At 49.5% G+C, this 23410-nt stretch carries 17 protein-coding genes; 3 read left to right on the forward strand and 14 right to left on the reverse strand.

The window, feature by feature from the left end; genetic code table 11:
- Positions 1-454 precede the first annotated feature (454 nt).
- The 12 genes from E3J62_07340 to E3J62_07395 form a co-directional block, all read right to left on the reverse strand.
- Positions 455-2824: a PAS domain S-box protein gene (locus E3J62_07340; protein TET45565.1), complete on the reverse strand. Its 2370-nt coding sequence runs from the start codon at positions 2822-2824 to the stop codon at positions 455-457.
- Positions 2825-2849: 25 nt separating this feature from the next.
- On the reverse strand, positions 2850-4925 hold the full coding sequence (locus tag E3J62_07345; GenBank protein ID TET45566.1) for a hybrid sensor histidine kinase/response regulator: 2076 nt from the start codon (positions 4923-4925) through the stop codon (positions 2850-2852).
- A 56-nt stretch (positions 4926-4981) separates the two neighbouring features.
- Positions 4982-5290 (reverse strand): hypothetical protein, encoded by a 309-nt coding sequence (locus E3J62_07350; GenBank protein TET45567.1) that lies wholly within the window; start codon positions 5288-5290, stop codon positions 4982-4984.
- Positions 5271-5789 (reverse strand): response regulator, encoded by a 519-nt coding sequence (locus E3J62_07355; GenBank protein TET45568.1) that lies wholly within the window; start codon positions 5787-5789, stop codon positions 5271-5273. The genes E3J62_07350 and E3J62_07355 overlap by 20 nt, the downstream gene beginning before the upstream one ends.
- The gene (locus E3J62_07360) at positions 5647-7401 is read right to left on the reverse strand and encodes a hybrid sensor histidine kinase/response regulator (GenBank protein TET45569.1); all 1755 of its coding nucleotides are present in this window, start codon (positions 7399-7401) and stop codon (positions 5647-5649) included. Before E3J62_07360 ends, E3J62_07355 begins: the two co-directional genes overlap by 143 nt.
- Positions 7402-7442: 41 nt before the next feature.
- Complete coding sequence (locus E3J62_07365) at positions 7443-7760, reverse strand: hypothetical protein (protein TET45570.1); 318 nt, start codon at positions 7758-7760, stop codon at positions 7443-7445.
- Positions 7761-8126: 366 nt separating this feature from the next.
- Positions 8127-10949 (reverse strand): hypothetical protein, encoded by a 2823-nt coding sequence (locus E3J62_07370; GenBank protein ID TET45571.1) that lies wholly within the window; start codon positions 10947-10949, stop codon positions 8127-8129.
- Positions 10946-11764 carry a hypothetical protein gene (locus E3J62_07375; GenBank protein ID TET45572.1) on the reverse strand — a complete coding sequence of 273 codons (819 nt, stop codon included), beginning with the start codon at positions 11762-11764 and terminating at the stop codon, positions 10946-10948. Before E3J62_07375 ends, E3J62_07370 begins: the two co-directional genes overlap by 4 nt.
- 13 nt (positions 11765-11777) lie before the next feature.
- Entirely contained in the window at positions 11778-12245 is a 468-nt protein-coding gene (locus E3J62_07380; protein ID TET45598.1) for a hypothetical protein, read from the reverse strand.
- An 89-nt stretch (positions 12246-12334) separates the two neighbouring features.
- Entirely contained in the window at positions 12335-12820 is a 486-nt protein-coding gene (locus E3J62_07385) for a hypothetical protein (GenBank protein TET45573.1), read from the reverse strand.
- A gap of 157 nt (positions 12821-12977) precedes the next feature.
- Positions 12978-13196 carry a hypothetical protein gene (locus tag E3J62_07390; GenBank protein ID TET45574.1) on the reverse strand — a complete coding sequence of 73 codons (219 nt, stop codon included), beginning with the start codon at positions 13194-13196 and terminating at the stop codon, positions 12978-12980.
- Between the two features lie 921 nt (positions 13197-14117).
- Entirely contained in the window at positions 14118-15503 is a 1386-nt protein-coding gene (locus E3J62_07395; GenBank protein ID TET45575.1) for a sigma-54-dependent Fis family transcriptional regulator, read from the reverse strand.
- Positions 15504-16252: 749 nt separating this feature from the next.
- Between E3J62_07395 and E3J62_07400 the strand changes: the two genes are divergently transcribed.
- The gene (locus E3J62_07400; protein ID TET45576.1) at positions 16253-18418 is read left to right on the forward strand and encodes a response regulator; all 2166 of its coding nucleotides are present in this window, start codon (positions 16253-16255) and stop codon (positions 18416-18418) included.
- A gap of 388 nt (positions 18419-18806) precedes the next feature.
- On the opposite strand, the gene E3J62_07405 is transcribed toward E3J62_07400, so the two are convergent.
- Together E3J62_07405 and lexA are read right to left on the reverse strand one after the other, a co-directional pair.
- Positions 18807-19067 (reverse strand): hypothetical protein, encoded by a 261-nt coding sequence (locus E3J62_07405; GenBank protein TET45577.1) that lies wholly within the window; start codon positions 19065-19067, stop codon positions 18807-18809.
- Positions 19068-19352: 285 nt separating this feature from the next.
- Positions 19353-20000: a repressor LexA gene (gene lexA / locus E3J62_07410; protein ID TET45578.1), complete on the reverse strand. Its 648-nt coding sequence runs from the start codon at positions 19998-20000 to the stop codon at positions 19353-19355.
- 280 nt (positions 20001-20280) lie between these two features.
- Here lexA and E3J62_07415 point away from each other — a divergent pair, with 280 nt between their 5' ends.
- Positions 20281-22356 (forward strand): hybrid sensor histidine kinase/response regulator, encoded by a 2076-nt coding sequence (locus E3J62_07415; GenBank protein ID TET45579.1) that lies wholly within the window; start codon positions 20281-20283, stop codon positions 22354-22356.
- A gap of 70 nt (positions 22357-22426) precedes the next feature.
- A complete protein-coding gene (locus E3J62_07420; protein TET45580.1) occupies positions 22427-23338 on the forward strand; it encodes a GAF domain-containing protein in 912 nt (303 codons plus the stop codon).
- Positions 23339-23410: the final 72 nt, after the last annotated feature.

A 23410-nucleotide genomic window follows, 5' to 3' on the forward strand; every position in this document is an offset into this window, starting at 1 on the left:
AAATCTGACTGCACACGGATTATCTCACACCAGACACCGGAAATCAAGGGATATTTAACTGCGTCGCTGTACACTATACGCTGTATGCTGAAGACCCGAAATCACGAAATTCCCAACCCACACCCGTCCTCACCCGAGAAATTACCTTCACCTCATCCCCCTGCCTTCGAAAATCGAAGATCAAAATGGAGCTACGCCATCGGAGAGGGCGTGAGGCCGCGTGTATCTCACTTCGTGAGAAACGCGGCAGGCAGGATAAACTCCGGATCTGCTTGTGCCAGATTGCTTCGGGTTGCCGCCGCTCTTCCTCCGTCGGCTCCCGCCGGCGAAGGACCAAAAATACCTCATCCCGCTCAGATGCCGGCTGGATCTTTTCGGCTCGCAATGACAGCTGTTTTCTCTGTCGTAGGTGCAAAGAGCAAGGGGCACTATTTCGTTTTCGATTTTCGTCATCTCATCTCTTTTTGTCAAGTAATTCCCTGACGGCACAGAGTAGGTCCGTCACCGCATAGGGCTTCTGCAGAAAGTGATAGCCTTTCTCCTCGAATGTCTGCCAGTTCGCTATCTCCTCAGTATAGCCGCTCGCAAGGAGAACCCGCAGTTCTGGTTTGCGCGCGACGAAGCGTTCCACCAGGTTGACCCCACTCCCGTCAGGCAAGACTATGTCGCTGAAGACAAGATCAAACTTACCGCCCTCCCTGCTGAAGATGTAAAGTGCTTCTCTTCTGTCGACGACCGCAAACACGGTATATCCATTATCCCTGAGCACACTTTCCGCAAGTTCTCTGACGTCGTCTTCATCTTCAACTACAAGGACCCTCTCTCCCCGTCCCTTAGGGGCTTCAGCAGAATCACCCTCCGGGCGCTCCTCCTCTGGTCCATCGGGACTGGAGGGGAGATAGACCATGAAACACGAGCCTTGCCCTTGCGTACTCTTCACATCAATCCAGCCTTTGTGCTGTTTGACAATCCCATAGGCTGCTGAGAGCCCGAGCCCTATCCCCTCGCACCGCTCCTTCGTGGTGAAAAACGGTTCAAATATGTGGGGCCTCGTGCCGTCATCCATACCGACTCCAGTATCCTCAATCGAGAGACACACGAATCTCCCTGGTTTGCCATAGTCGTGGTTCCTGCAGTACTCCTCATCTATTTCGGCATTGACGGCTCTGATCACAATCGTTCCACCTTCTGGCATGGCGTCTCTGGCATTTACCAGCATGCTGAGGATGGCCTGTTTTATGTTACGGGCGTCGCCCCTTACAGCCCACAGGTCCGGGGCAAAATCGGTGACAATCGCAGTCTCCTGCCCGATGGGCTGCCGAAACATATTGACCATATCTGAAATGAGTTTCTTGATACCAAGAGGTTTCAATGCGAGGGGCTGCCTGCGGCTAAACTGGACCAACTGTTCTGTGAGACCGGCTGCGCGAATGGATGCTTCACGAATGTGGCTCAGGAATGGACGGAGTACACTGTCCTCTGGCGACTTCATCAGTCCGAACTCGGAGTACCCTCGGATAGCCGTCAGCAAGTTGTTGAAGTCGTGAGCCATACCACCAGCCATCGTTCCCAGGGCCTCCATCTTTTGCAGTTGGCGAAGATGTTCCTCCATCTTTCCTCTTTCTTCCTGGGCTCGCTTACGCTCGGTAATGTCCGTGAAGAACCCTACGTTGCATTCTATTCCATCTATCAAAGCCTTGGCTGTATTTATGTCTGCATACATTACTGTCCCATCCTTTTTCAAGCACGGAATATCTGATGCAAGTGTCTTTTCTCCTCTGGCTTGAGCCTCAAATTCGGCGATTACGTGCTCTAATGATTCTTTAGGATGAATGTCGGCTACACTCATTCGTTTGAGCTCGTCCACACTGTAACCCAGCATCTTACTTACCGCTGGATTCGGATATCTAAATCGCTTTGTTCGAATGTCGGCTATGAGGATTCCCTCAGCAGCAGATTCGAAGAGAGTTTTGTGTCTCTCTTCGGATTCACGTAGCGCTTCTTCAGCCCGCTTCTGTTGGGTGATGTCCCGAACGATGTGAACGCCACCCACCAGGCTGCCATCCTCGCCCGGAATCGGATCAACGACCACGTAGTGCCATCGGTCACCAATTGGAATAGTCATTGTCTCTCTCCGGCAGGTCTCTAACGCCCTGGACATGGGGCATCCTGGAATCGGTTCCGCGCTTCCATGCACTAACTCGCAACAAGTACGTCCAATGATTTCCTCGAAAGGTCTCTCAGCCAGGTCTTTCATTGCACGGTTGCATCTTAGGATTCTAGAGTCTTTGTCCACGAGGCAAACAGCATCGCCAATCGCGTCGAATGTCTTTTTCCACTCCTGAGCCGAACTGCGAAGAGCTTGTTCGGCCTTCTTGAGGTCGGTGATGTCTGTGATGACTGCCACTGTTCCGTTGAAACAACCATCAACCCCTAACAGAGGCGAAGCAGAAACGCGTACATTTTTGCCTGTCCCGTCCTTGCACATCAGCTTGCTTTCATAAAAGCTGCATAACCCTTTCTTTCTTCTCTGCGTCTGCTTCTTGTACTCGTTGAACTCTTCCTGATCCGTAAGCATGGAGAGGTTCATTCCCAAAAGCTCCTCCTGAGAATAGCCGACCATCTCAGCAAAAGCCGTGTTCACGAGCGTCAAATTCTCCTCAGGATCTGCAATCGTGATTCCCACTAGGGCCGTTTCTGTGACGACACGATAGCGCTCTTCACTCTCCCACAGCTTTTCCTGCGCCTCCTGCCCAGTGGACTCTTCGAGTACTTCCATGGGTTTTCCTATATTCTCTTTCTTCTTCAGGTCTGTACCCTTCATTTTCTGCCTCTAATGGTCACGTCCATCATTCTACACTTCTTTTACTCTCATCCGTTGCGCTTGTTAATTCCATTGGTTCCTTGTCAGGAGTGGGAGAGTCGCCACTGGATTGACCCTTGTCGAGGAGCTCCCTGGTGGTTTGAAGCAGCTCGACCAGCGAATAGGGTTTTTTCAAGAAGCGATATCCCTTCTCTTCGATGGTCTGCAAGTCCACTGCATCAGCAGTGTATCCACTGGCAAGCAGAACGTGTAGACTGGGATTCGCGACAGTGAGCCGGTCAACCAGTCTTACACCACTCTCATCAGGCAAAACCACGTCGCTGAAAATCATACGGAAATTCCCATCTTCCTTCTCAAAGATTTCAAATGCTTCGCGGGCATTGCCAGCAGCAAACACAACATATCCATTCTCCCGGAAGATGGTTTCAGTCAATAGCCTCACCACCTTCTCATCTTCCACGACTAGAATTTCCTCGCCATTGCCTTGATACTCCTTGACCAGGTCAGTCTCCTCTTTTTGCCTCCCTACCCGCTCAGAGGTGGCAGGGAGATAAACACGGAAGGTTGAACCCTTGTCGGGACGACTTTCAACAGTAATCCAGCCCTCGTGCTGTTTGATAATGCCATAGACCACTGAAAGCCCCAGACCGCTCCCTTTTGAACCTTTTGTGGTGAAGAAGGGATCGAATATGTGGGCAATGGTTGCACTGTCCATCCCAATCCCGTAATCCCTGACGGAGAGGCAGACAAATGTTCCGAGACGCGCATAACCGTAGGTCATGCAGTATTTCTCATCTATCTCTACATTCTCAGTCCTGATGACGATTTTTCCTGCTTCCGGCATCCCATCTCTAGCATTCACCACCAGGTTCATAACCAGCTGCTCGATATTCCCGATGTTGCCGTTGACACTCCATAACTGTGACCCAAGGGCCACATCCATAGAGTAGGTTTCGCCGATGAGCCGCTCAAGCATCCTGAGTAGGTCCGAAACGACTCTGTTCAAGTCAAGCGGTTTGTAAGTCACGCGTTCGCGCCGACTGAACAACAGCAATTGGCTGGTGAGCCCTACAGCCCGCGTGGAGGCTTCGCGGATATTTCTCAAATATGGATGGACAGCGTCGTCCTGTTGTGCCTTCATTAAGGCGAGATCTGCGTATCCCCGAATGGCAGTCAAGAGATTGCCGAAGTCGTGCGCCACCCCGCCTGCCAGTGTTCCCAACGCTTTCATCTTCTGCGACTGAAGAAGCTGAGATTCGATTCTCCGCTTCTCCTTCTCTGCTCGCTTCCGCTCTGTTATATCCTTTGTAACGGTGACAAAGCCTGAAGGATTCCCGAAACTGTCCATGAGTACAGCTGTGCACGTCTCGGCAGGAAATTCTTCGCCATCCTTCTTGACGCATGTATATTCAGCGCTTCTCGCATAACCCACCGTGAGTGTATCCTTCATTCCATCAACAGCTTCACCTTGCTGATCCTTCTCTATCAGTTCGATAGACCTTAACCCTCTCAGCTCAGCTTTGCTGCCGTAGCCAAACATACGAACTCCCGCTTCATTCATATCAACAATATTTCCTTCCAAATCTGTCACAGTAATCGTATCAGCGATAGAATCGAACATGGCCCGTAGCTTCTCCTCAGATTCTCGCAATGCCCCCTCAGCATCTGCTAACCTCTTCTCTTTCTCTAACTCCTGAGAGACCCTTTTCACCACGTGCCCCAGGGTGGCCATGAAATCTTCATCTTTCGCTATGCAGTCTCTGGCCCCCAGCTTCATCGTCTCGAGCGCCACTCGTTCGTCACCGTGCCCGGTCATGACGATAAACGGAACACTACACTCTTTGTCGACAAGGGTCTCAATGACTCTCTTTCCCGTCATGTCTGGCAGGACGTAGTCCAACAACAGCAAAGCATTCGGTCTTTCGATCAATCTGGTGATGGCATCGGATCCCGTAAAAGCGCCTTCGGTGTGAAATCCCTCTCGCTGCAGGCTTTCCTGTATTAAACGATTAAGCCCCTTGTCGTCTTCTGCTACTATGACGGTGGCGGGAACGCCCATGTTGTCTTCTTGGATCTCGAGGTTCTTTCTTTCTGCTTTCATCCCCCAGCTCGCAATCCGTTTATCGTGTCACAGCTTTTTGGGTGCAGCACGAGTTTTCAACCGACTGGATGGCCGATCCTCAGTCCGGCTCTGAGCACCTGCCTCGCGCTTGTTACATTGTACTTACGCATTTTCCTTCTCAGAGTATTCCTGCTTACGCCAAGGAACTTCGCTGCAGCCAGTTGGTTTCCTTCTGTTTGAAGAGCATACTCGACAAGACAGTGGTCGAGTGCGGTCATGAGTAACTGATAGACCTTTTCCTCTTCCGCTTCCCGAACCCTGATGACAACCGGGGTCAGGATCTCCTTCAAGACCTGAATAGGAATATCTCTCGTAAATAAGCAGCTATGTTTCATTGTGGCCATTGTTCAGCTCGGTCAATTCTGTAATCAGTGTAAGAAGAAGCATTTGCAGATTGACTCCTCCCACGCATTCTCTGAACGCCTTGAGTAGTTCTGGCAGGACATATGGCTTTTGCAGAAAACCATAGGTTCTCTCTTCAATAGTCCGTCGATCCTTTGTTTCCTCAGCCTGCTTAGCAAGAAGCCGATCCACGACCTTCGTACCATTCTCATGACGCAAAGCAACATCGGTAAGGAGGATACGAAAGTCGCCATTTCTTCTCTCAAAGACATCGAACGCTTCCTTTGCATTCCTCGCCGCAAATACGTGATATCCACTCTCACGAAGCATCCGCTCCGGAAGAACCCTCGCCTCTTCTTCATTCTCCACAAGCAAGACTCTCTCGTCCTTGGCGTGAGACACATCGACTGGAACGACCCTTTTTCTGTTCTTCTCCTGCGACCGCCGAAGCAGCCGGGAAGTAAATCCTGAAGACAGAACCCTGTTCAGGCTGGCTCTCAACGTCTATCCAGCCTCCATGCTTCTTGACGATCCCGTAAACCACAGAAAGGCCAAGACAAATGGCATCTGCAGGCCTCTCGGAGCCAAAGAAAGGTTCGAATACGTGGGACATGGTGGCGCTGTCCATCCCCACTCCGTTGTCCTTGATCGATAGGCAGACAAATCTCCCGGGACGCGCATGTTCGTGAGTGTTGCAGTACCTCCTGTCCACGTGCACATTCTCGGTCTTGACAGCGATTTGGCCACCCTCTGGCATTGCATCCTTGGCATTTACAAACATATTCATTATCACTTGCTCGATATAGCTGGTATCGGCATTAATGTGCCACAAATGCGCACCAGATTCTTTGATAATACCGTACTGTTCACCAATCAGCCGACTGAGGATACTGACTGAGTTTAGAATGACCTTGTTGAGATCGAGCTCCTCGAAAGTCAGAGGCTGGTACTGGCTGAACAGGAGCAATTGACTGGTGACATTAGTTGCACGGATGGAGGCTTCACCAATGTGACTCAGATATGGATACGCTGCACTGCCTTTTGGTACCTTCATCAAGGCCAGACTGGCATTACCACGGATTGACCTTACCAGACTATTGAAGTCAAGAGCCACTCCGTTAGCCAGCGTTCCAAGTACCTCCATCTTTTCGAACTCCCGGAGCTCCTTCTCCGCCCGTTTGCGTTCGGTAATGTCGACGATCGAGAGATAGACTTTCGAGAGTGTTTCCTCGTGACCTGGAGCCACCGTCCATCTTGCCACAACCTGCCTTGCGTCGCCTGTCAAGGTATAGGTGGTAACTTCACTCTCAAATGCAGTTTTCCCTTCAGCAATCGATACAAGCAGCTCCGTGAAAGGATTATGTAATCGTTCACGAAAAATCGGAATCAACCCACGCTGGAAGTCTTCTATGTCTCTGGCCTTGTATAGATCCAGGGTAGCTTTGTTCACATCAACTATTTTGATACTGACTGCACAATTGGAAAGATGTTCCGGATTGCTTTGGAGATACGCTCTTAAGTCACTCACTCCCGAATTTCTCAGAATATCTATGTATCCCTTAACTGCGGACACATCAACCTCCCATAGTGAAATCGGAGAATCCTCGAAAAGACCGCGATATCGACTCTCACTCTGCCTCAGCGCCTCCTTCGCTTGCCGCTTCCGTGCAATCAACCGCTGCTTTTCAAGAACGTTCCTGACGGCCACCAACACCTCATCTATGTTCAGCGGTCTAGTGACGTAGGCCGATGCTCCTTCATTCAGAGCCCGCATTGTATCTTCTGGCGAGGCGTGAGCGGTGACTATGATAATCTCCGTGTCAGGGTGGAGTTCTTTCAAAGACGTTACCAACTCTATCCCTCCCATGTCGGGCAGACTAATTTCCAGTAGAGCCACGTGGAAAAACTTCATCCGCACCTTCTCCAAGGCCTTCTGTCCACTCCTAGCCTCCTCTACATCGTAACCTCTCTTTTCCAGCAGGAGCCTCATGCATCTGCAGGTGATCTCATCGTCATCAACTATCAGAACGTTTTCTCTTCTGTCCATTCCATTTCCCATCTCAATTTGCGGTACGGCCGGGTGGTTGAACCTCCTTTGTTCTCCAAAGCTCAATTCGCACTTTCAACTCAGGATTCAGCCTCTCGTCCTCTGGCTCAGCGCAAGGCCGTTGCACTTGTTATGTTGTATTTGCATATCTTCTTTCTCAGAGTATTCCTGCTTATCCCAAGGAACTCGGCTGCCGCAATCTGGGTTCCTTTTGTCTTAAGCGCGTACTCTATGAGGCATTGGTTGAGCGCATTCGTGAGCAAGGAATGAAGCTTTGTGTCCTCAGATTCCTGAAGCCCTGTAACAAATGGGGTCAAGACTTCTTTGAGAACGCTAAGCGTCTTTTCTACCGCAGAAAGTCTCTCTTGTCTCATGGTGTGCCTTCTTTTTGCTGGTTCATTCCGTTGTCGCTGGGGCAGTAACATCGTCCAAATCGCGTTGTAAGGTCGCTGACAGCTCTACAGAGGCGATTCTTCATTGAAACCAACCAGATGCAGGCTCCATGGATTCGTTTCATATTTCGATGGACCCCCGAGTGTCTTCCGAGCTCCTTCAGTACTAGATGGGTGTAAACGCGAATTGCCGCCAGTGGGTTTTGGAAATCACGGCCCATGTCCCCGGCCAGCTCTGTTACTGCTCCAACCCCCCGGGACTGGCGGAGCCCGGCTTTCATGTCTTCTTTCCCTTCCCTTTCTTCCATCAGCCGAGGTCTCCACTTTTCTATCGAATGATCTATCGACGCAACGCCAGGTGCAAACCTGTAGTCTATTCCAGAGTATTGTCGTCAGCTCTCATTTCGCACTTATGATTCCACCGTGTTCAATGATGCGGATGCGGCGTTTCTTTGGTAATACTCTTACCAAAATCTTCTGTTTATCTCCTGGCCCAAACTCAAGTTCAATTGAGCGTTTTTCAAGGTAATGGTACGTGGGTAGATTTTCATTGGCTACCCTGAGTGTCCATTTGCCTGGCCGCAAGTCTTCGAATCTAAAGTACCCTTTGTTGTCTGTCAGCCACCTCAAAGTTTCCACTCCGTTCATCAGTTCCACTTGGATGTTTGCCAGTCCATTGACCTTGACCAATCTTGTGTCGCCATTGGTCTGGGAAATGTGGTTCCCATTCCCTTCTCCAACAACGAGATAGTCCCCATTTCCATTCCCGTTCCCATTCCCTTGTCCCAGGGAATGATTGTTGTGGTTGTTTTCAGGACCGTACTGCATGATCCGGCCCAAGAGAGACGCCCTACGTGTCATTCCTATTTGGATGAAGGTTTCCTTTCCGGGCTTAACAGTTATCTCAATGGGTGTCTTCCGAATGACAATCCTGTCCAGACCAATTCCTGCCGCGTTTATGTCCAGATGGTAGGTACCGGGCTTCAGACAGGGAAAGTCAAAATTACCTTTCCCGTCGGTTACTGCAGTGGCGCCGTTGAGCCTGAGAATCACATCTAGAAGTGGTTTCTTGGTTTCATGGTCGTAGACGTGGCCCTTGACTCTACCGATGCTTTTCTTGACGCTTACTGGCAGTCCAAAAGGGACTTTATATTCAACCAATAAGGCAGTGTCATCGATCTTATCTGAATTTCTATCTCTGGTGTGAATACCACGGACTGACACCTTGTTGTTGTTGGGGAGTACATGACTCAACTCTATCCCGAATCTATCCCTGCCTCTCCGGTAGGGCTCCTGGAAATTATCAGTATGAACATCAAGACTGAACGAGGTGACAGTGGCCAATTGAATGGAACTCTTCAGCCCAGTACTTATGTAGCGTCTCTTTTCCCACTGGGGATGGCAAATGTCAGTATACCGCACGTAAACACTAAAGGACTGGTTGGTGGCTGGCCTGAACGAGGAAGAGACGGTGTATCTTCCCAAATCAGAGCTTTGGCCAGTTAGATTGTCTGTCGATTGCCCAATCTCAATGGAACTGTTAAGGCTGAATTTCTTGAAGCCTTGCCCTGCTCCCAGCCTGTAGGTGTTTTCATCGTAATCGAATTTTGATCCGGCCAGGAGGTCTTCGTGACTCCTGTTGCTATATTCGAGGAAAAAATGGGTCCCCGTCCTGAACCTATACCTCAGTCCAATCTGATAATACTGGTCCAGAGGAGCTGCGAAAAGTGTGGTGTCTTGATCAAGATTGTGCTTGCCCCGTTGAATGCCGGCATAGGCCCTTAGGTCTTTCACTATGGGAGCTGAAACGCTCGCCGACAGAAAATCCACATCTTTGTAATAGCCTGGATGGCTGGGTCCAGCGTGAATGAACTTTAACCAGAAAGACATCCAGGCCTGGTAGCTCTTCAGTCTCACTGCATACGCGTTGTCCTCTTCTCTGTCAGTATCAATATTCTTCACGGCGAATGCGTATTCGAGTTCGGCATTGGTATTCTCAAAAGGGCTGAGTTGGCCCTGAAGACTCACAAAATCATGACGGGCAAGCTCCTTTTCTCTTCTAAGATAACCAAGACCTATCTTGGATTGATCATTTGGGGAAACAACCACCCGAGCTGCAATTGTCCTATCCTCTGGTCCGGTCCATTGACTCTTCTGGTAGTAACCTTCTAAGCTCAAGGGAGCTAGATTCACCTTGGCTCTGACACCCCTACCGTATCGGTTCTCAGTCAGGAGGGAGAGGTAGTAAGTGTGGTCCCCCAAATACAGCTCGTAGTGTTCGGTCTGAAAACTTAGCCTGTATTCATCACGCTCACCAAGGACCGACCTATTCTGAGTATTCGGGCCTCTCAACAAGACCTTGATGTGTTTTTCCCCTTCTTCATCCAGTGTCCCATCCCAGGAGGCTTCTGTCTGAAACCCAGAAGTGTTTCTCGCATTCTGCTGGCCGATATATCTCAGTGTTATGCCTGCTGGGATTGTATGAAAGCGTCCTTCATCCCCAGTTATCCTGGGGATGATTTGCACAAAGCTCTCCGCATAAGCTTCTACTTGTTCCTCGCGAGTGACCCGGGCAACCAGTCTCAGGTGATGCCTCACCAGACTCCTGATTCCTGGATCAGTCTTTACACTTACAATAACCATCTTCGATTCGCCTGGTGCGAGGGTAACTTTTTCTATGTCAGTCCTCAAAGGTAGCTCCGGTTCGCTTGTTATTCTTGTGTCTATAATATTCGTACTGTTGCTTTTGTTTATGACCAAGAAAAGAACCTGATAATCCTTTCCGGCAAGAACATACTCCGGTGCTCTCAGTAATCCTACTTCCACTCTGGTGGTTGGCGAGACCACCACAGGGAGAGTATATGAGTCCGTGATGGAGGGATATCGTCTTCCCTTGACTGTCCAGATAACGTTATACTTTCTGGCTATCGCTGTCTGGGGTACAAAAAAACTGAACAGCCTTATGTCACTCTCATTTGGACGAAGGGTAAACCTGAAGTCTCTGGTAAGCAGTTTCCACCCCTTGGGGAACCTCACTGCAGTAGTGAATTCCACCTTTCTTGCCATTCTATTGGTCACTTGAAATACGGCAGTTACTGTTCTATTTGGCTTAGTCCTGATCACTGGTTTTCCACGGGCTCTCACCTCCACACCCGTTTGGGCAGCCTCAAGGAAGCTGACAGCCAAGACCATAAATATGACAGCCAAAAGGATCTTCTTCATCTCCTAAACTCCAGTGTGTAGGTTACTCCAAACAGATCCTCACCGCCACAATCTGCAACAATCAGAGCATCGTATTTGCCTTTCGGTACATGACTCAAATCCACTTCGTATCTCACAGAGGTCCCGGGATATACGCGTAGCTTTCCGCCTTCAAACCTGCCCACGTAACTGCCCCTTATGTCATAAAGCTCGACCCATAGCAACGCTCTTAACCACCTTTCACCGACGTTCTCAATATCCACTTGCAAGAACTTCTTCCTATGCTCACTCACAACTTTTGTCTTTAGGAATTTCAATTTCCGGACTCCAGTGTCACCGATGTTGGTGATCATTTGGATGCCGTACCGTAACACCATCCTGATACCCACTTGCGATTTATCTCTCTCTCGCTTAATTGCCTCGAAAGACCCTTTTGGAATTTCTTCCAACATAAGCATACTCCAGTAGGTTCCGACCAGAGCTCTGCCGTATGGAACCTTCACTGTGTAATTTACCTGGGAAATGCTCTTGGGTGGAATCAGTAGTCGACGCGGGCTAAACTCAATCCAGTTCGCATTGGAGCGCCGAATCCCTCCCGGCTCTCCATATATGTTCTTGCCATTGCAAAAGAAAAGATAGTCCGTCTGGTGGATCTTAGCCTCCAGGGCTGTTTCACCTTTGTTCGTGACAAAAATGATACCCCGATAACTCTCGCCCAGGGCCGCATCCTTAACGTGTGTCAAGCCGCCTACGACGGTCAGCCCCGCCTTTGCTACACAGGGCAAAAACAAACAGAAAACTAGAAGATACGAGGTCATTCTTCTTCTACGCTTCATCGACACGCTCCATTTAACTGGTGTCAATCACCATGAAAAAGATCATAGCTGAATAGTTATTAACTGGAATTTGTATGGAAACACCCGTGAGTTTCAGTTGCACGGCGATGTTACTCCTATCACCACTGCCACTGAAAAAGGTCTGCCAGGTGTTAATCACTTCCTGGTAACTAGTTCCACCTGAGATACTCCCACCGCCCGTGCCATCAGATGTCCTCTTTATATATTGATGTAAATCGCTGTGCCAAGCAAAGTCAATCCTTGCAACATCCACTCTCCAGTTGTCTAAATCGCCCAAAGTTCCTGAGATATCTATTGTCACCTGGTCAGTAGCACTTTCATAGGTACTTGTCAAATCGCTCCCGGCACCGGATTGCAGGTCATTTGCGTCAATTGTGCGGGTCCAATCACCAGAGGCTGTAATCGATATGTCCGCCCTTGCAATCGGTCCTGTGACAGCCAACCAAAATAGAAGAACCAAAGAGAGAAATCTAGCTGTTCCTTTGATCCTTGCCTCCTCCCAAAGAGAAACAGGAGGCAGGCCCAAGAAGGGCCTGCCTCCTTTCAGGCTCATTCAGCTGTGAGCGTCAATGTGCATGTCCTGGTTGCTGCTGCCACGACTCCGGCAGAAACGTTAGCATTAAGTGAGAAGTTCCACGCTATGTCTGGTTCGGCGACTGTCTCTATACTGGTCACAAGATCAGCTGCCGTACCGCTAAGTGCGGTCCAGCCGGCGCTTAAGCCACCAGTTGGAGCAGTAACGTTGCACCTAAGGGTGAGACCTGCTGGCATATCTGAGTCAAGAACTCCGGTGAGCTTCCTGGCCGTCTGATTTGTGGTTATGTCGTAAGTGGTGGCATCAATCGCAGAATCAGGCTGTTGACCTGCGGTGGCTGTGCTGATGTTGAGAGTTACAGCGGCGTCGTCAACGTTCATCTCATTGATTGCTGAAATCTGGTAGTTCACCGTAATATTGTCGGAATTGGCAGCCATAGCCACTCCAGTCACTCCCAGGCACACGACTGCTGCAATCAAGGCTACTCCTAGCTTCTTCATTTTGCCTACTCCTCTCCTTGCTTCTTGTGGATCTTGTATTCTGTCAAGTTCCACTCAGGTTTCCATTCCCATCAACTATAACAACCGATTCATCCCGGAAATCAAACCACCTCCTTTCTTCCTGACAACTCATTCGGCTTGTCAGCTTCCATAACATTCATAGAGCCGTTTCTCCTTTGATCGCCGTCACCTCCCTTCCTTGAGTCAGTTTGCTGACCAATGCTTTCCTCAGGATCTTTCCCAGTTCCACGGACGCCTCCATACACTGGTTCTTGTATGCTTGGTCAGTACTGCCCATCTTGGCTTCTTCGTTGGTTAGGACCATATTTCTATGTTTAGATTCTGGTGCTTTCTGGAGTAGCAAACTCCTTGCCATCCCTCCCCGGCCCTTCTTATTGGGAACCCTAAGCCCTTCAGATGCAAAGCGTTATGCCACCTACTGGTTCGACAGGGCAACCGAGAAAAACCCTCCCAATCACAGAATCGTGTATGGAATCCGGCACTCTCAAACCAAGTTTGATGGGAGGATTACTGTACTCGACCGCTCTGACTGGGGACTAAACATTCGGGCCTGACTGTTCAAGAACGAACACCCTCACTAAGCTGTACGCTGAAGACCCAAAATTACGAAATTCCCAACCCACACCCGTCCTCACCCGAGAAATTCTCTTCACCTCATCCCCCTGCCTTCGAAACAGGTGTCATTTTCTATTTTATCGAAGATCGAAAATCGAAATGGAGCTACGCCATTGGAGAGGGCGTGAGGCCGCGTGTATCTCACTTCGTGAGAAACGGGGCCTGCCTCGTTCCACGAGGAGCGGAGCGAAGGATCTCCCAAAACCAGATTCTTCCCCCCTTCGCCTAACCGGCTTCGGGGGACTTCGCCCGACTCAGCCCTATCCCCTTAGTCGGGCTCGCCTCTTGTATGGCTCCGAAGGATAACTGGGCACCTCAAGAATGACAGGTGGAGTGTGATTTGGGCTCGAGGCTGTGCAGGGGCGGTAGGTGAGCTTGCCCTGAGCCTGCCGAAGGGCGAACCGCCCCTACTCCAGATACTTCCCAGGTGTCATTTTCTATTTTCTGGTGTTGCGGATCGGGTAGGGTTGGGAATTTCGTAGTTTCGTAATTTCGAAGGTTGGGAGACAAACGGTACGGGGAATTTCGAAGGTGACGGGATGGGCCGGGAGGGATTTCCCAATTTCGGGGGTTGTGTAGGGTAGGGTTGCGAATTTCGTTATTTTACGCCGAGTGGGGTTTCGTACTTCGCCTTTCGTACTTTGTAATTCCCGCAGGGGGATTATTGCCGGTTCGGGATCCGTTTCGTCTGCCGTTCCATCCCATATTTTCTCAGTTTGCTGTAAAGAGTTCCCCTGCTGATCCCGAGCACTTCTGCCGCCCGCTTCAAATTCCAATCCGTCTCCCGCACTGCCTTCTCCAGCAGAATTCTTTCGGCCCCGGCAATTGAATATGAAGGTAAATCCAAGGAGACCGGCAGTCCGGAGGCAGTTGCTCTTAATTTCAGCGAAAGATTTTCATCCGTGAGTACCTCCCTCCTGCAAAAGACCACCGCCCTCTCAATCGCATTCTCCAGCTCTCTCACATTCCCCGGCCAATGATAGGAATTCAATATGTTCAGCACTTTCTTCGAGATCCTTCTTATTGGTTTGTTCATCTCCCGGGAGTATTTCTCCAGAAAGTACCGGGCCAGACTGCGTATATCTTCCGACCTTTCTCTCAAGGGTGGAATCCTTATGACAATCACATTCAGTCTGTACAGAAGGTCTTCTCGAAACCTTCTCTCCTTAACTGCGACCTCAAGGTCCTGGTTGCTGGCTGAGATTAATCTCACATCGACCTTCATAGTCCGACTCCCGCCTACTCTCTCGAATTCTCTTGATTCCAAGACTCTGAGCAATTTGACCTGAGTGGAGATTGGCAGGTCGCCTATCTCGTCCAGAAATAGTGTTCCACCATTCGCCAATTCGAATCTGCCGGTTCGTCTGCTGTATGCCGATGTGAAAGCCCCTTTCTCATGCCCAAAGAGTTCGCTTTCAATGATGCCTTCTGGAAGCGCAGCGCAACTAACCTTAACGAATGGCTTGTTTCTCCGCATACTCGAATAGTGAATAGCAGTAGCCACCAGTTCTTTGCCTGTGCCACTCTCACCGGCAATGAGGACAGTGGAATCAGTCTGAGAGACGCTTCTTATCTGCTCAAACACATCCCGAAGTGGAGGACTATCCCCAATAATGTTCTGAACTCCGTATAGTTGCTCCATCTGAGACTGCAAGAAAACATGCTCTTCCTGGATCTTTCGGGACTCCATTACCCTATCTACCAGGAGAAAAACCTCACTCATGTCGAATGGCTTGGTGATATAGTAGTATGCGCCTTTTTTCATCGCTTCCACCGCAGTGTCAATGGTGCCGTGGCCAGTCAAAATGATGACTGCCGTTGAAGGATCGTATTCCAAGATACTTTCCAGCAGCTCAGCTCCATCCATCCTGGGCATGATCAGGTCCGCGATCACGATATCGGGTCTGTGTTTCAGGTAACAATTCAACCCGTCTTCGCCATCACGGGCCGTAATGACCTCTATGTCTCTTGTGTGGAAGGCCGACTTGAGGAGGTCCAATACCTCTGATTCATCGTCGACGGCCAGGATACACTTCTCCATTGGCATATTCTTCTCCTTGGTACGTTTCCAGAACCTAACCTCTGGTCCAGAAACAGGCTACTTCAGCGCGAGAAGCTGAATAGATCTTCGCTTTTTTCTCTTGGGAAACCTTTGTGTTGAAGCCTGACCTAACCGCGCATAGTATACAACGGTGAGGCGGGCGTTGTCAACAGAAATTCGGCTGTCAGCTCTCAGTGGTCAGGTTCCAAACCTGTTCTTCGGTTTCAATTTCGCAATTTCGTATTTTCGTAATTTCGTCTTTTGTGTCAGGAATCTCGTGTAATCTTGTGGTTTCAGGAATTTCGCATTTTAGCGCTTTAGGTAGATCCTTCGACTCTGTCCTTCGGACTTTGCTCCCTTCGCCTGCAGCTCCCCTCGATTCTCTCAGAATAGACTCCGAATCTGTTTGTGCCAGATTGCTTCGCTATCGCTCGCAAAGACATTATGGCGATGTTCACACTCTTGTCGTTGGAAGTTGATAGCTGACAGCCATCATATGTCTTACCTCTGAGTTTTGCGGTTTGGTTTCGATTTTCGATCTTCAATTTTCGAAGGTTGGGCTGTGGGAGGAGATGGGAATTTCGAAGGTGCTGAGCAGGGTTGAGGGAATTTCGCAATTTCGAGGGCAGGGGGTCGTGTGGGTACGTGGGTTGTGCTCCCATATGGCGCACGCAAGTCTTCTTCTCGTTCGGCTGTGAACGAGTTCATGACACTCACACCAGTGTTCAACTTTGGCGCACAGCATATATCTCCTTATGGTGAAAGAAGTTACCGCACCGACACTTTCCACGGTTGAGGGCATGTTTCTTGCTATCTTAATGGCCGACCAGAACCAGGGGACTGCAATGGTACAAAAACCACGAATCGTTCCTGAGGAAAGACGGCTGACCATCCTGCTCTTCAGATGGCTTATCGTTCTGACTTCTCTGCTCTTGGTGATCTATGGCTCCGGTGGAGTCAGATATGCAAGCGCTGGCTGTCTCCTGGCCATCTTCTTCCTCGTCTCCAATCTGGCACTTGGTTTCGTACCCAGAAAGCTCTTCAGTCAGAGGCGATTCCTGGCATCAATCTTTGCCCTGGACGTGGCTCTTGTATCTCTGGTCGTACATGTCGGAGGCGCAACTGCCACAGACCTCTATCTCTTATATTTCTTCGTGATGTTCATGGCCCTTCCTGCAAGTTCCGTACCTGTTTCAGGAATGGCCGCTCTTTCTGCCAGCATTGTGTACACACTAATTACCTATTGGACATCAGGTACTGCTGGCATCACTCAGGCAAGCTTCCTAATAAAGATCCCGTTCTTCTTTCTCCTTGCTATATTCGGCGGCATCATATCTCGCCAGGCAGCAGAGCTGAACTGGCATAAGCAGAAGAATAGAAGGCTGAGCGAAGAACTGAGAAGACAATTGGAAAAAGCAAGAACCTCAAAACAGAAACTCTACGATGACCTGCTCACGCTCTATGACAACAATGAAAGCATACTCAACAGTATTGATTCCGGTGTGCTGGTCATGGATTTGGATGGCACTGTCACAGCATTCAATCACGGTGCCGAAAAGATTACAGGACTGAGGCGCGATAATATACTCTCCGGAAAAGCCAAGACAAACGAGACCCTTCAAGCGTTCATCGGTGTCATGGAAAGGACCTGTGATGAACCGATAAAACGGCAGCAAATTGAGATATGCACCCCTTCTGGGGAAAGAAAAACGATCGGCATATCAACCTATCCCCTGATACACGGAAAAAGAAACGCGGTTGGTGTTATTGCCGTTTTCGCGGACCTGACCGAGATGAAAAGACTCAAGGAAAAAGTGAAGAGAACTGAAAGCCTGGCCTTGCTCGGCGAAATGGCAGCATGTGTCGCCCGCGGGGTAAGAAGACCGCTCAGCGCCATTCTGGACTTCTCGGATGTGATATATTCGAGCACGAAAGAAGAGGATGAACGAAAAAACTACGCAGCCATGATCTTGAAAGAGGCCAACCGTATCGATAGAACCGTTCAGGAGATACTTACGTTCTCAAACGATACCAAGCCTCAGAGGGAACAAGTAGATACTAATCACCTCCTCACGGAAGTGGTTGATTCCATGAAGGCGAAGGCACAAGAGGTTGAAGCGAACATAATCTGGGAACCGGGAAGTGATACTCCGGCCATAGCTGGTGACGAGGATCAATTGAAGAAGGTGTTTTCCAACCTTATTCTCAACTCCATCATGGCCGTAGGAAGTGGTGGAAACGTAGTGGTGGCCGCGGACAGAAACGAAGAGGGGGTTGTGATAGAAATAACGAATGAGGGCCCAGGCATCCCCCAAAAAGGCAACGGAAGAGTTCTGTGTAATTTTCTCTCCACAGGCAACACCCAGGCAGGGATGGGCCTGGCGATAGCTCTCAAGATTGTGGAAGACCACGGCGGCACTATTGGACTGGAAGGCGAGCCGGGAAAAGGGGCAAAGTTCACCGTACACCTTCCCGCAATTAAGGCGAAGTCGCGGGGCAAACGCGCCACCGCGCCTGCTACTCCTGAGAGGGAGGCAGTTGTACTGGTGGCAGACGATGACCCTTTCATACGAGATTTCTACAAAGAGGTTCTGGAGACTGTCGGACACAAAGTTCTTCTGGCCACAAACGGCGCAGAAACTATTAGAACGATGCTGGCTTCACACGTTGACCTGCTCGTTCTGGACATAAAGATGCCTCTCTACGATGGAATTGAGGTTATGCAGCACATGGCGAAGATCAATCCTCGGGTGCCCATAATTGTGGCTAGTGGATACGCAGACCTGAAGGACGACTATGTCATAAGAAACTCAAATGTGATCGCATATCTGTCAAAACCGATAAACATCCTTGAGTTCAAGACGAAGATTCAAGAGGCGTTGAGAAACACTTCCACCAAGAGAGAAAAGGTTAAAGCCTAACCGAACGCTATCCTTCCCTCTCTAAGTTCGCCCGCGCATGCAATACGCGGGCGAACTTTAACCAGAAGCAACATACGAAAATAGAAAACGAAATAGGGCCACGCCATCGGAGAGGGCGTGAGGCATATTTCGTCCTGAGCAGGAGCGAAGGATCTGCTTGAGTCAGATTGCTTCGCTCACTTCGTTCGCTCGTAATGACGTCCCTTCTTCTCCTCTTGGTCGGTTATGTAGTGGGACAATTCTTCGGGTTTAACAGCTGACAGCTATCGTATAGCGTACAGCATACAACTGGCTCTTGTGAGAATCTGTCAAATCTGTGGTTACAGAGGTTTGGGGTGTTAGGAGCTGACGGCTGTCTTGCATCTTGGTATACAGCTTACAGCTGCAGTCAGAGCTCAGTACAGATGTTAAAGAGTCTCCAGTCGGCCTTTTCTGAGTCATACGCTATCTCAAAGAGGCTCGCCCCGTCACTCACTGAGAAATGCCGAATCAGCGACCTACCGCGTCTTCGATCCCATGTGAAGGTTACCTTTTTGATCTCATAACTTCTTCCTCTCCAGAGGAATGAGACCGGAGTTACAGCGCCGTTCTTGAACTGGGCACAAACTTCCAGCTTATCGTCGTACTCTGTTTTTTCTACTTTTTGCATTTCTATTTCAGCTGTCCGTCATCAGCTCTCAGCCACCGCCGTGTTTGACTGACAACTGATGGCTTGGTTTGCCTTCAGTTACTGCAGACCCTCTGAACCAGTTGTGAGTGAGGTATATCCAGCTTTTTCCCTGTCTTGACCACCTCCACCTGTGTTGTTCTTTCACCCTGACTGAGAACCACTATCTCATGTCCCCTTGGCGTAAGAGCCATATCCTGGGCTTTCAACTTCCCTATCTTCACCAACCCACACCCCCTTGCCAGATATTAATACGATCCTTGAATCCTAATCGCCCCTTGATACCTTGGCCGGATTCGGCCCTTCAAAGAACCTCAACACTGCGACCACCTTGCCCACTATTTTGAACTCGGCCACCTCCCCTCTTTCTATTACTATTGGTTTCATATTCTTGTTTGCAGGCTTCAATATGATTCTGTCGCCCTCTTTATAGAACCTCTTCAAGGTTGCTTCTCCGTCGAGCATGGCCACAACCGTATCTCCGTTTTCAGCTACCGGTTGCGGTTTGACCAGAGCATAATCTCCATCCAGTATTGATTCCTCCACCATACTCTCGCCCCTCACCCGCAAGAGAAAGCATCCTTCTGCCGGAACCATGCTCCTATCAAGCAAGACTTCCCGCTCCACATCTTCAATTGCTAGAGACGGCAGCCCGGCAGGGATCCTGCCCACTACCGGAACGGTTTTTGCATTCCCCCGTCTTATCCCAATCACCTCTATTGCTCGCGCTCCCCTCCCTTTTCTTCTGAGCAAGCCCTTCTTCTTGAGCGCGTCGAGCTGAGTCTTGACACTCTTGGTGCTGGCTAGGCCGAACTCATCTGCTATTTCTCTTATTGTTGGTGGATACCCAGTGGACTGGGCATACTTGGAAATGAAACTGAGTATAGAGGCCTGTTTTTCTGTCGGCTTAACCATTTCAACCAGTCCGGAGCTTCAGGTAAACATAAATACACCGTAAACAAATATTCACCATCACACAATATACCTCTCTTCCTTTTCTGTGTCAAGTCCTTTTTCTCGTTCTGAGACCAATTCTTGGCATTCTGCATAACTTCGTGACACCTGTGGGAATGTCCAATTCCGGGTCACAGCACATATCACGTTATGTTGCAAGAACTTAAGCCATGCATTCTTTTCACCGTAGAGGGCACATTTTTTGCTACCATTATATAGCGCGAGGAACCAGGAGAGGTTAATGGGAAGACTCGAGACATTTGTCCCGGAAGATAGGCGGCACAGGATTCTCATTTTCCGGTGGTTTGTTGTCCTAACCTCCATGCTTTTCATTGCTTATGGTCAGAAGGACCTGACGCTTGCCAAGGCCGGCTACCTTGTTCCTGCATTTTTCTTCATCTCCAACCTCGCGTTTAGTTTCGCACCCAGAAAGCTCTTCGACCGTGTTGGATTCCTTGCGCCAATTTTTGGCCTGGACATGGCCGTGCTATTCCTGACCATACTTCTGGCTGGCGGTACACGTACAGACTTCTATCTTTTATACTTCTTCGTAATCTTCATGGCCCTCCCAACCAGTTCCATATTGGTCTCAGCAACGCCAGCTCTTCTTGCAAGCGTCGTTTACGCACTGGTCACATACAGGATATCAGGTGTGACAGCCGTCGTTGAGACAACCTTTATCGTGAAAGTTTCCTTCTTCTTTCTCCTTGCCATATCTGGCAGCCTCATATCTCGCCAGAGCAAACAGCTGAAGAGCCTGGAAGTGGAAACAGACAAGAAGGGTGAAGAAGTGAGTCGTAGATTGGAGAAAGCCAGAAGATCGAAGGAGAAGCTCTACGATGACCTGCTTATGCTCCACACATACAATGAAAACATATTGAACAGTATCGAATCTGGCGTACTGGTCATGGACCTTGAGGGCACTATTACAGCGTTCAACCGTGGTGCTGAGACGATCACTGGATTGAATCGCAATGATGTACTCTTTAAAAAGGCCAACACAATAGAGACTCTTCAAGGTTTCATTAATCTCATAGAAAGGACTGCCGAGAAACCGTTGAAGTGTCAGGAAATAGAGATAAAGACTCCTTCCGGCGAAATGAGGACGATTGGTGCTTCGACGTATCTCCTGACACATGGAAAGAAGGATGTCCTCGGTATCATCGCCATATTCGCAGACCTGACTACGAGAAAAAAACTCCAGGAAGATCTGAAGAAGTCCGAGAGGTCGGCTTTGATTGGCGACATAGCGGGATCTGTCGCTCAGGAATTGATAAGCCCGGCCACTGCCATTCGGAGCCTCTGTGATCTCATAATCGCGGAGGCGCGTGACAAAGCTACAGCGACAAAGTATGCGACCATGATATCAAAGGAGGCAGAGCGAATCGACAGGACTATCCAGCAGATACTCATATTCGCAGAAAACAAGAAGACGGAAAGGAATCCACTGGATGTCAATTCCGTGATGGAAGAGGTTATTGACTCTATGAAGAACGTTGCGCAACTCGCTCAGACGACTATGGCCTGGCAACCCGGGAGTGACCTCCCACAAATATCCGCCGATAAGGAGCAGTTGCAGAAGGCGTTCTCGAATATTATCCTTAGCTCCATCCACGCCGTAGGGACTGGTGGAAAGATAGAGGTCATCACGACCAAAAACAAAGAAGGAATCGTGGTAGAGATAAGAGATGAGGGCCCGGGCATCCCGAAGGAGACCGAAGGGAGAATCTCTGACCAATTCATCTCCACAAAAAACAGGGAGTCAGGGTTGAGCCTGGCAGTAGCCCTCAAGATAGTGGGAGATCACGACGGTACTATTAGGCTGGGAAGTGATCCAGGAAAAGGGGCGAAGTTCACAATACATCTCCCGCTCGTTCCGCTCAAGAACCAGGCCGTTGATCCGCGTGAACCTGACCCCACTGTCCCAGGAAAGAGCTTGACCGTATTGGTCGCAGACGGTGATGCCCACATGCGAGACTTTTACGCGGAGGTGCTGAAAACTGCTGGATACAACGTTCTGCACGCCGAAGATGGAAAAGAGGCCATCAGAAAGCTTGTTGGGGCCAGCATTGACTTGCTCGTCCTCGAGATAAGACTTCCTGTATTGGATGGAATCCAGGTCATAAGACACGTTAGCCAGATCAGTCCAGACCTGCCCATAATCGTTTGCACGGATATGAAGGATGATTACGTGGAAAGCAACTCAAGCGTCGTCGCGTATTTAACAAAGCCGGTAAACGTAATGGAATTCAAAACGCGGGTTGACGAAGCCCTCACAGGCAGGTCGCGCAAAGAAAAGATACTGGTAAAAAGCTAATGAAAGGAGGAGATCTAAATAAGAGGAATTCAGTTCTTGGTATCCTAAAGACAAACACCAGGAGGTTGAAATGGAAGCATCTTTGCCATCACAAATAGAGAAACTAGAGATGAGAGACCTGGAACTAGTGGTCCTCAGTCTGATTGTAACGTTCATATGTGCCTTTTCCTTGGTGGCCATATATCTGTCTTTCACGCTTCAGCCGATGACAAAGAATCTACTAGATCCTCTGACCCAGCGGATTCTTGTCGTGTCTTTCTTTCTGCTCATTACACTTTTCAGCGCCTACATAATCGTCAAACGCAGAGAGTTACAGAGGATGAAGGTCCAACTGATAGAACAGGAAGTCCAAGTAAGAACGATGAACGGCCTTCTGGCTGAGCTCATCGACCTCTACAGGGTCAGTTCCAGTGTCAGTTCCGACGTGGACCTTCCAAGCGTGCTCAGGATCATAATGGAAACGTGCACCGGTTCACTGAAGGCGGATAGAGCTATTCTTTTCACTCACGATCCAGTGTCCGACGAACTGAGAATCGAGGCTGACGCAGGAGAAAAGATGGACTGGGAGAAGTTGGATGATGCACACGTGAGAATTGCTAGGTCTGTCATGGAAAGCTCAGAACCACTTATGATAAACGACAGAGCAACATTTGCTCAGTTCGCCAAGGTTGAAACCGACTCAGTTGCTTCTCTGTCTGCAATATACGTCCCTCTCAGGGCTGAAAACGCCGCTATCGGGGTTCTTGAAGTTATTGCCGGTTCAGAGTGGCATTTCTCAGAACACGACTTGAAGATGATTTCTATTCTTGCTGACCATGCGGCCATATCGGTAGCCAGGAACAGAAAGACGCAAGCTCTAGAAGCACACGTTGAAGATCTTGAGACAACGAATAGAGTTCTGATGGATAAGAACAGGGAGCTTCAGGGAGTCGCCGGGAAAGTGGCTGGACCCACAGAGGAGTGGAAACCAGACGAGTCCTGAGCATGCCGAAAAGGAAGACTTGGCGGAGGACGGCTCGGGATGGTTCCAAAGGGAGCCTTCCGTTGTGTTGGA

The sequence above is a fragment of the candidate division TA06 bacterium genome (assembly GCA_004376575.1).
Lineage (GTDB): Bacteria > Hydrothermota > DG-26 > E44-bin18 > E44-bin18 > E44-bin18.

What these genes read in the sequence shown, in the direction of transcription:
- E3J62_07340 (TET45565.1), bottom strand. Translation starts at nt 2,824, where the DNA reads ATGAAGGGTACAGACCTGAAGAAGAAAGAGAATATAGGAAAACCCATG.
- E3J62_07345 (TET45566.1), bottom strand. Translation starts at nt 4,925, where the DNA reads ATGAAAGCAGAAAGAAAGAACCTCGAGATCCAAGAAGACAACATGGGC.
- E3J62_07350 (TET45567.1), bottom strand. Translation starts at nt 5,290, where the DNA reads ATGGCCACAATGAAACATAGCTGCTTATTTACGAGAGATATTCCTATT.
- E3J62_07365 (TET45570.1), bottom strand. Translation starts at nt 7,760, where the DNA reads ATGTTACTGCCCCAGCGACAACGGAATGAACCAGCAAAAAGAAGGCAC.
- E3J62_07370 (TET45571.1), bottom strand. Translation starts at nt 10,949, where the DNA reads ATGAAGAAGATCCTTTTGGCTGTCATATTTATGGTCTTGGCTGTCAGC.
- E3J62_07375 (TET45572.1), bottom strand. Translation starts at nt 11,764, where the DNA reads ATGAAGCGTAGAAGAAGAATGACCTCGTATCTTCTAGTTTTCTGTTTG.
- E3J62_07385 (TET45573.1), bottom strand. Translation starts at nt 12,820, where the DNA reads ATGAAGAAGCTAGGAGTAGCCTTGATTGCAGCAGTCGTGTGCCTGGGA.
- E3J62_07390 (TET45574.1), bottom strand. Translation starts at nt 13,196, where the DNA reads ATGGCAAGGAGTTTGCTACTCCAGAAAGCACCAGAATCTAAACATAGA.
- E3J62_07395 (TET45575.1), bottom strand. Translation starts at nt 15,503, where the DNA reads ATGCCAATGGAGAAGTGTATCCTGGCCGTCGACGATGAATCAGAGGTA.
- E3J62_07400 (TET45576.1), top strand. Translation starts at nt 16,253, where the DNA reads ATGGTGAAAGAAGTTACCGCACCGACACTTTCCACGGTTGAGGGCATG.
- E3J62_07405 (TET45577.1), bottom strand. Translation starts at nt 19,067, where the DNA reads ATGCAAAAAGTAGAAAAAACAGAGTACGACGATAAGCTGGAAGTTTGT.
- lexA (TET45578.1), bottom strand. Translation starts at nt 20,000, where the DNA reads ATGGTTAAGCCGACAGAAAAACAGGCCTCTATACTCAGTTTCATTTCC.
- E3J62_07415 (TET45579.1), top strand. Translation starts at nt 20,281, where the DNA reads ATGGGAAGACTCGAGACATTTGTCCCGGAAGATAGGCGGCACAGGATT.
- E3J62_07420 (TET45580.1), top strand. Translation starts at nt 22,427, where the DNA reads ATGGAAGCATCTTTGCCATCACAAATAGAGAAACTAGAGATGAGAGAC.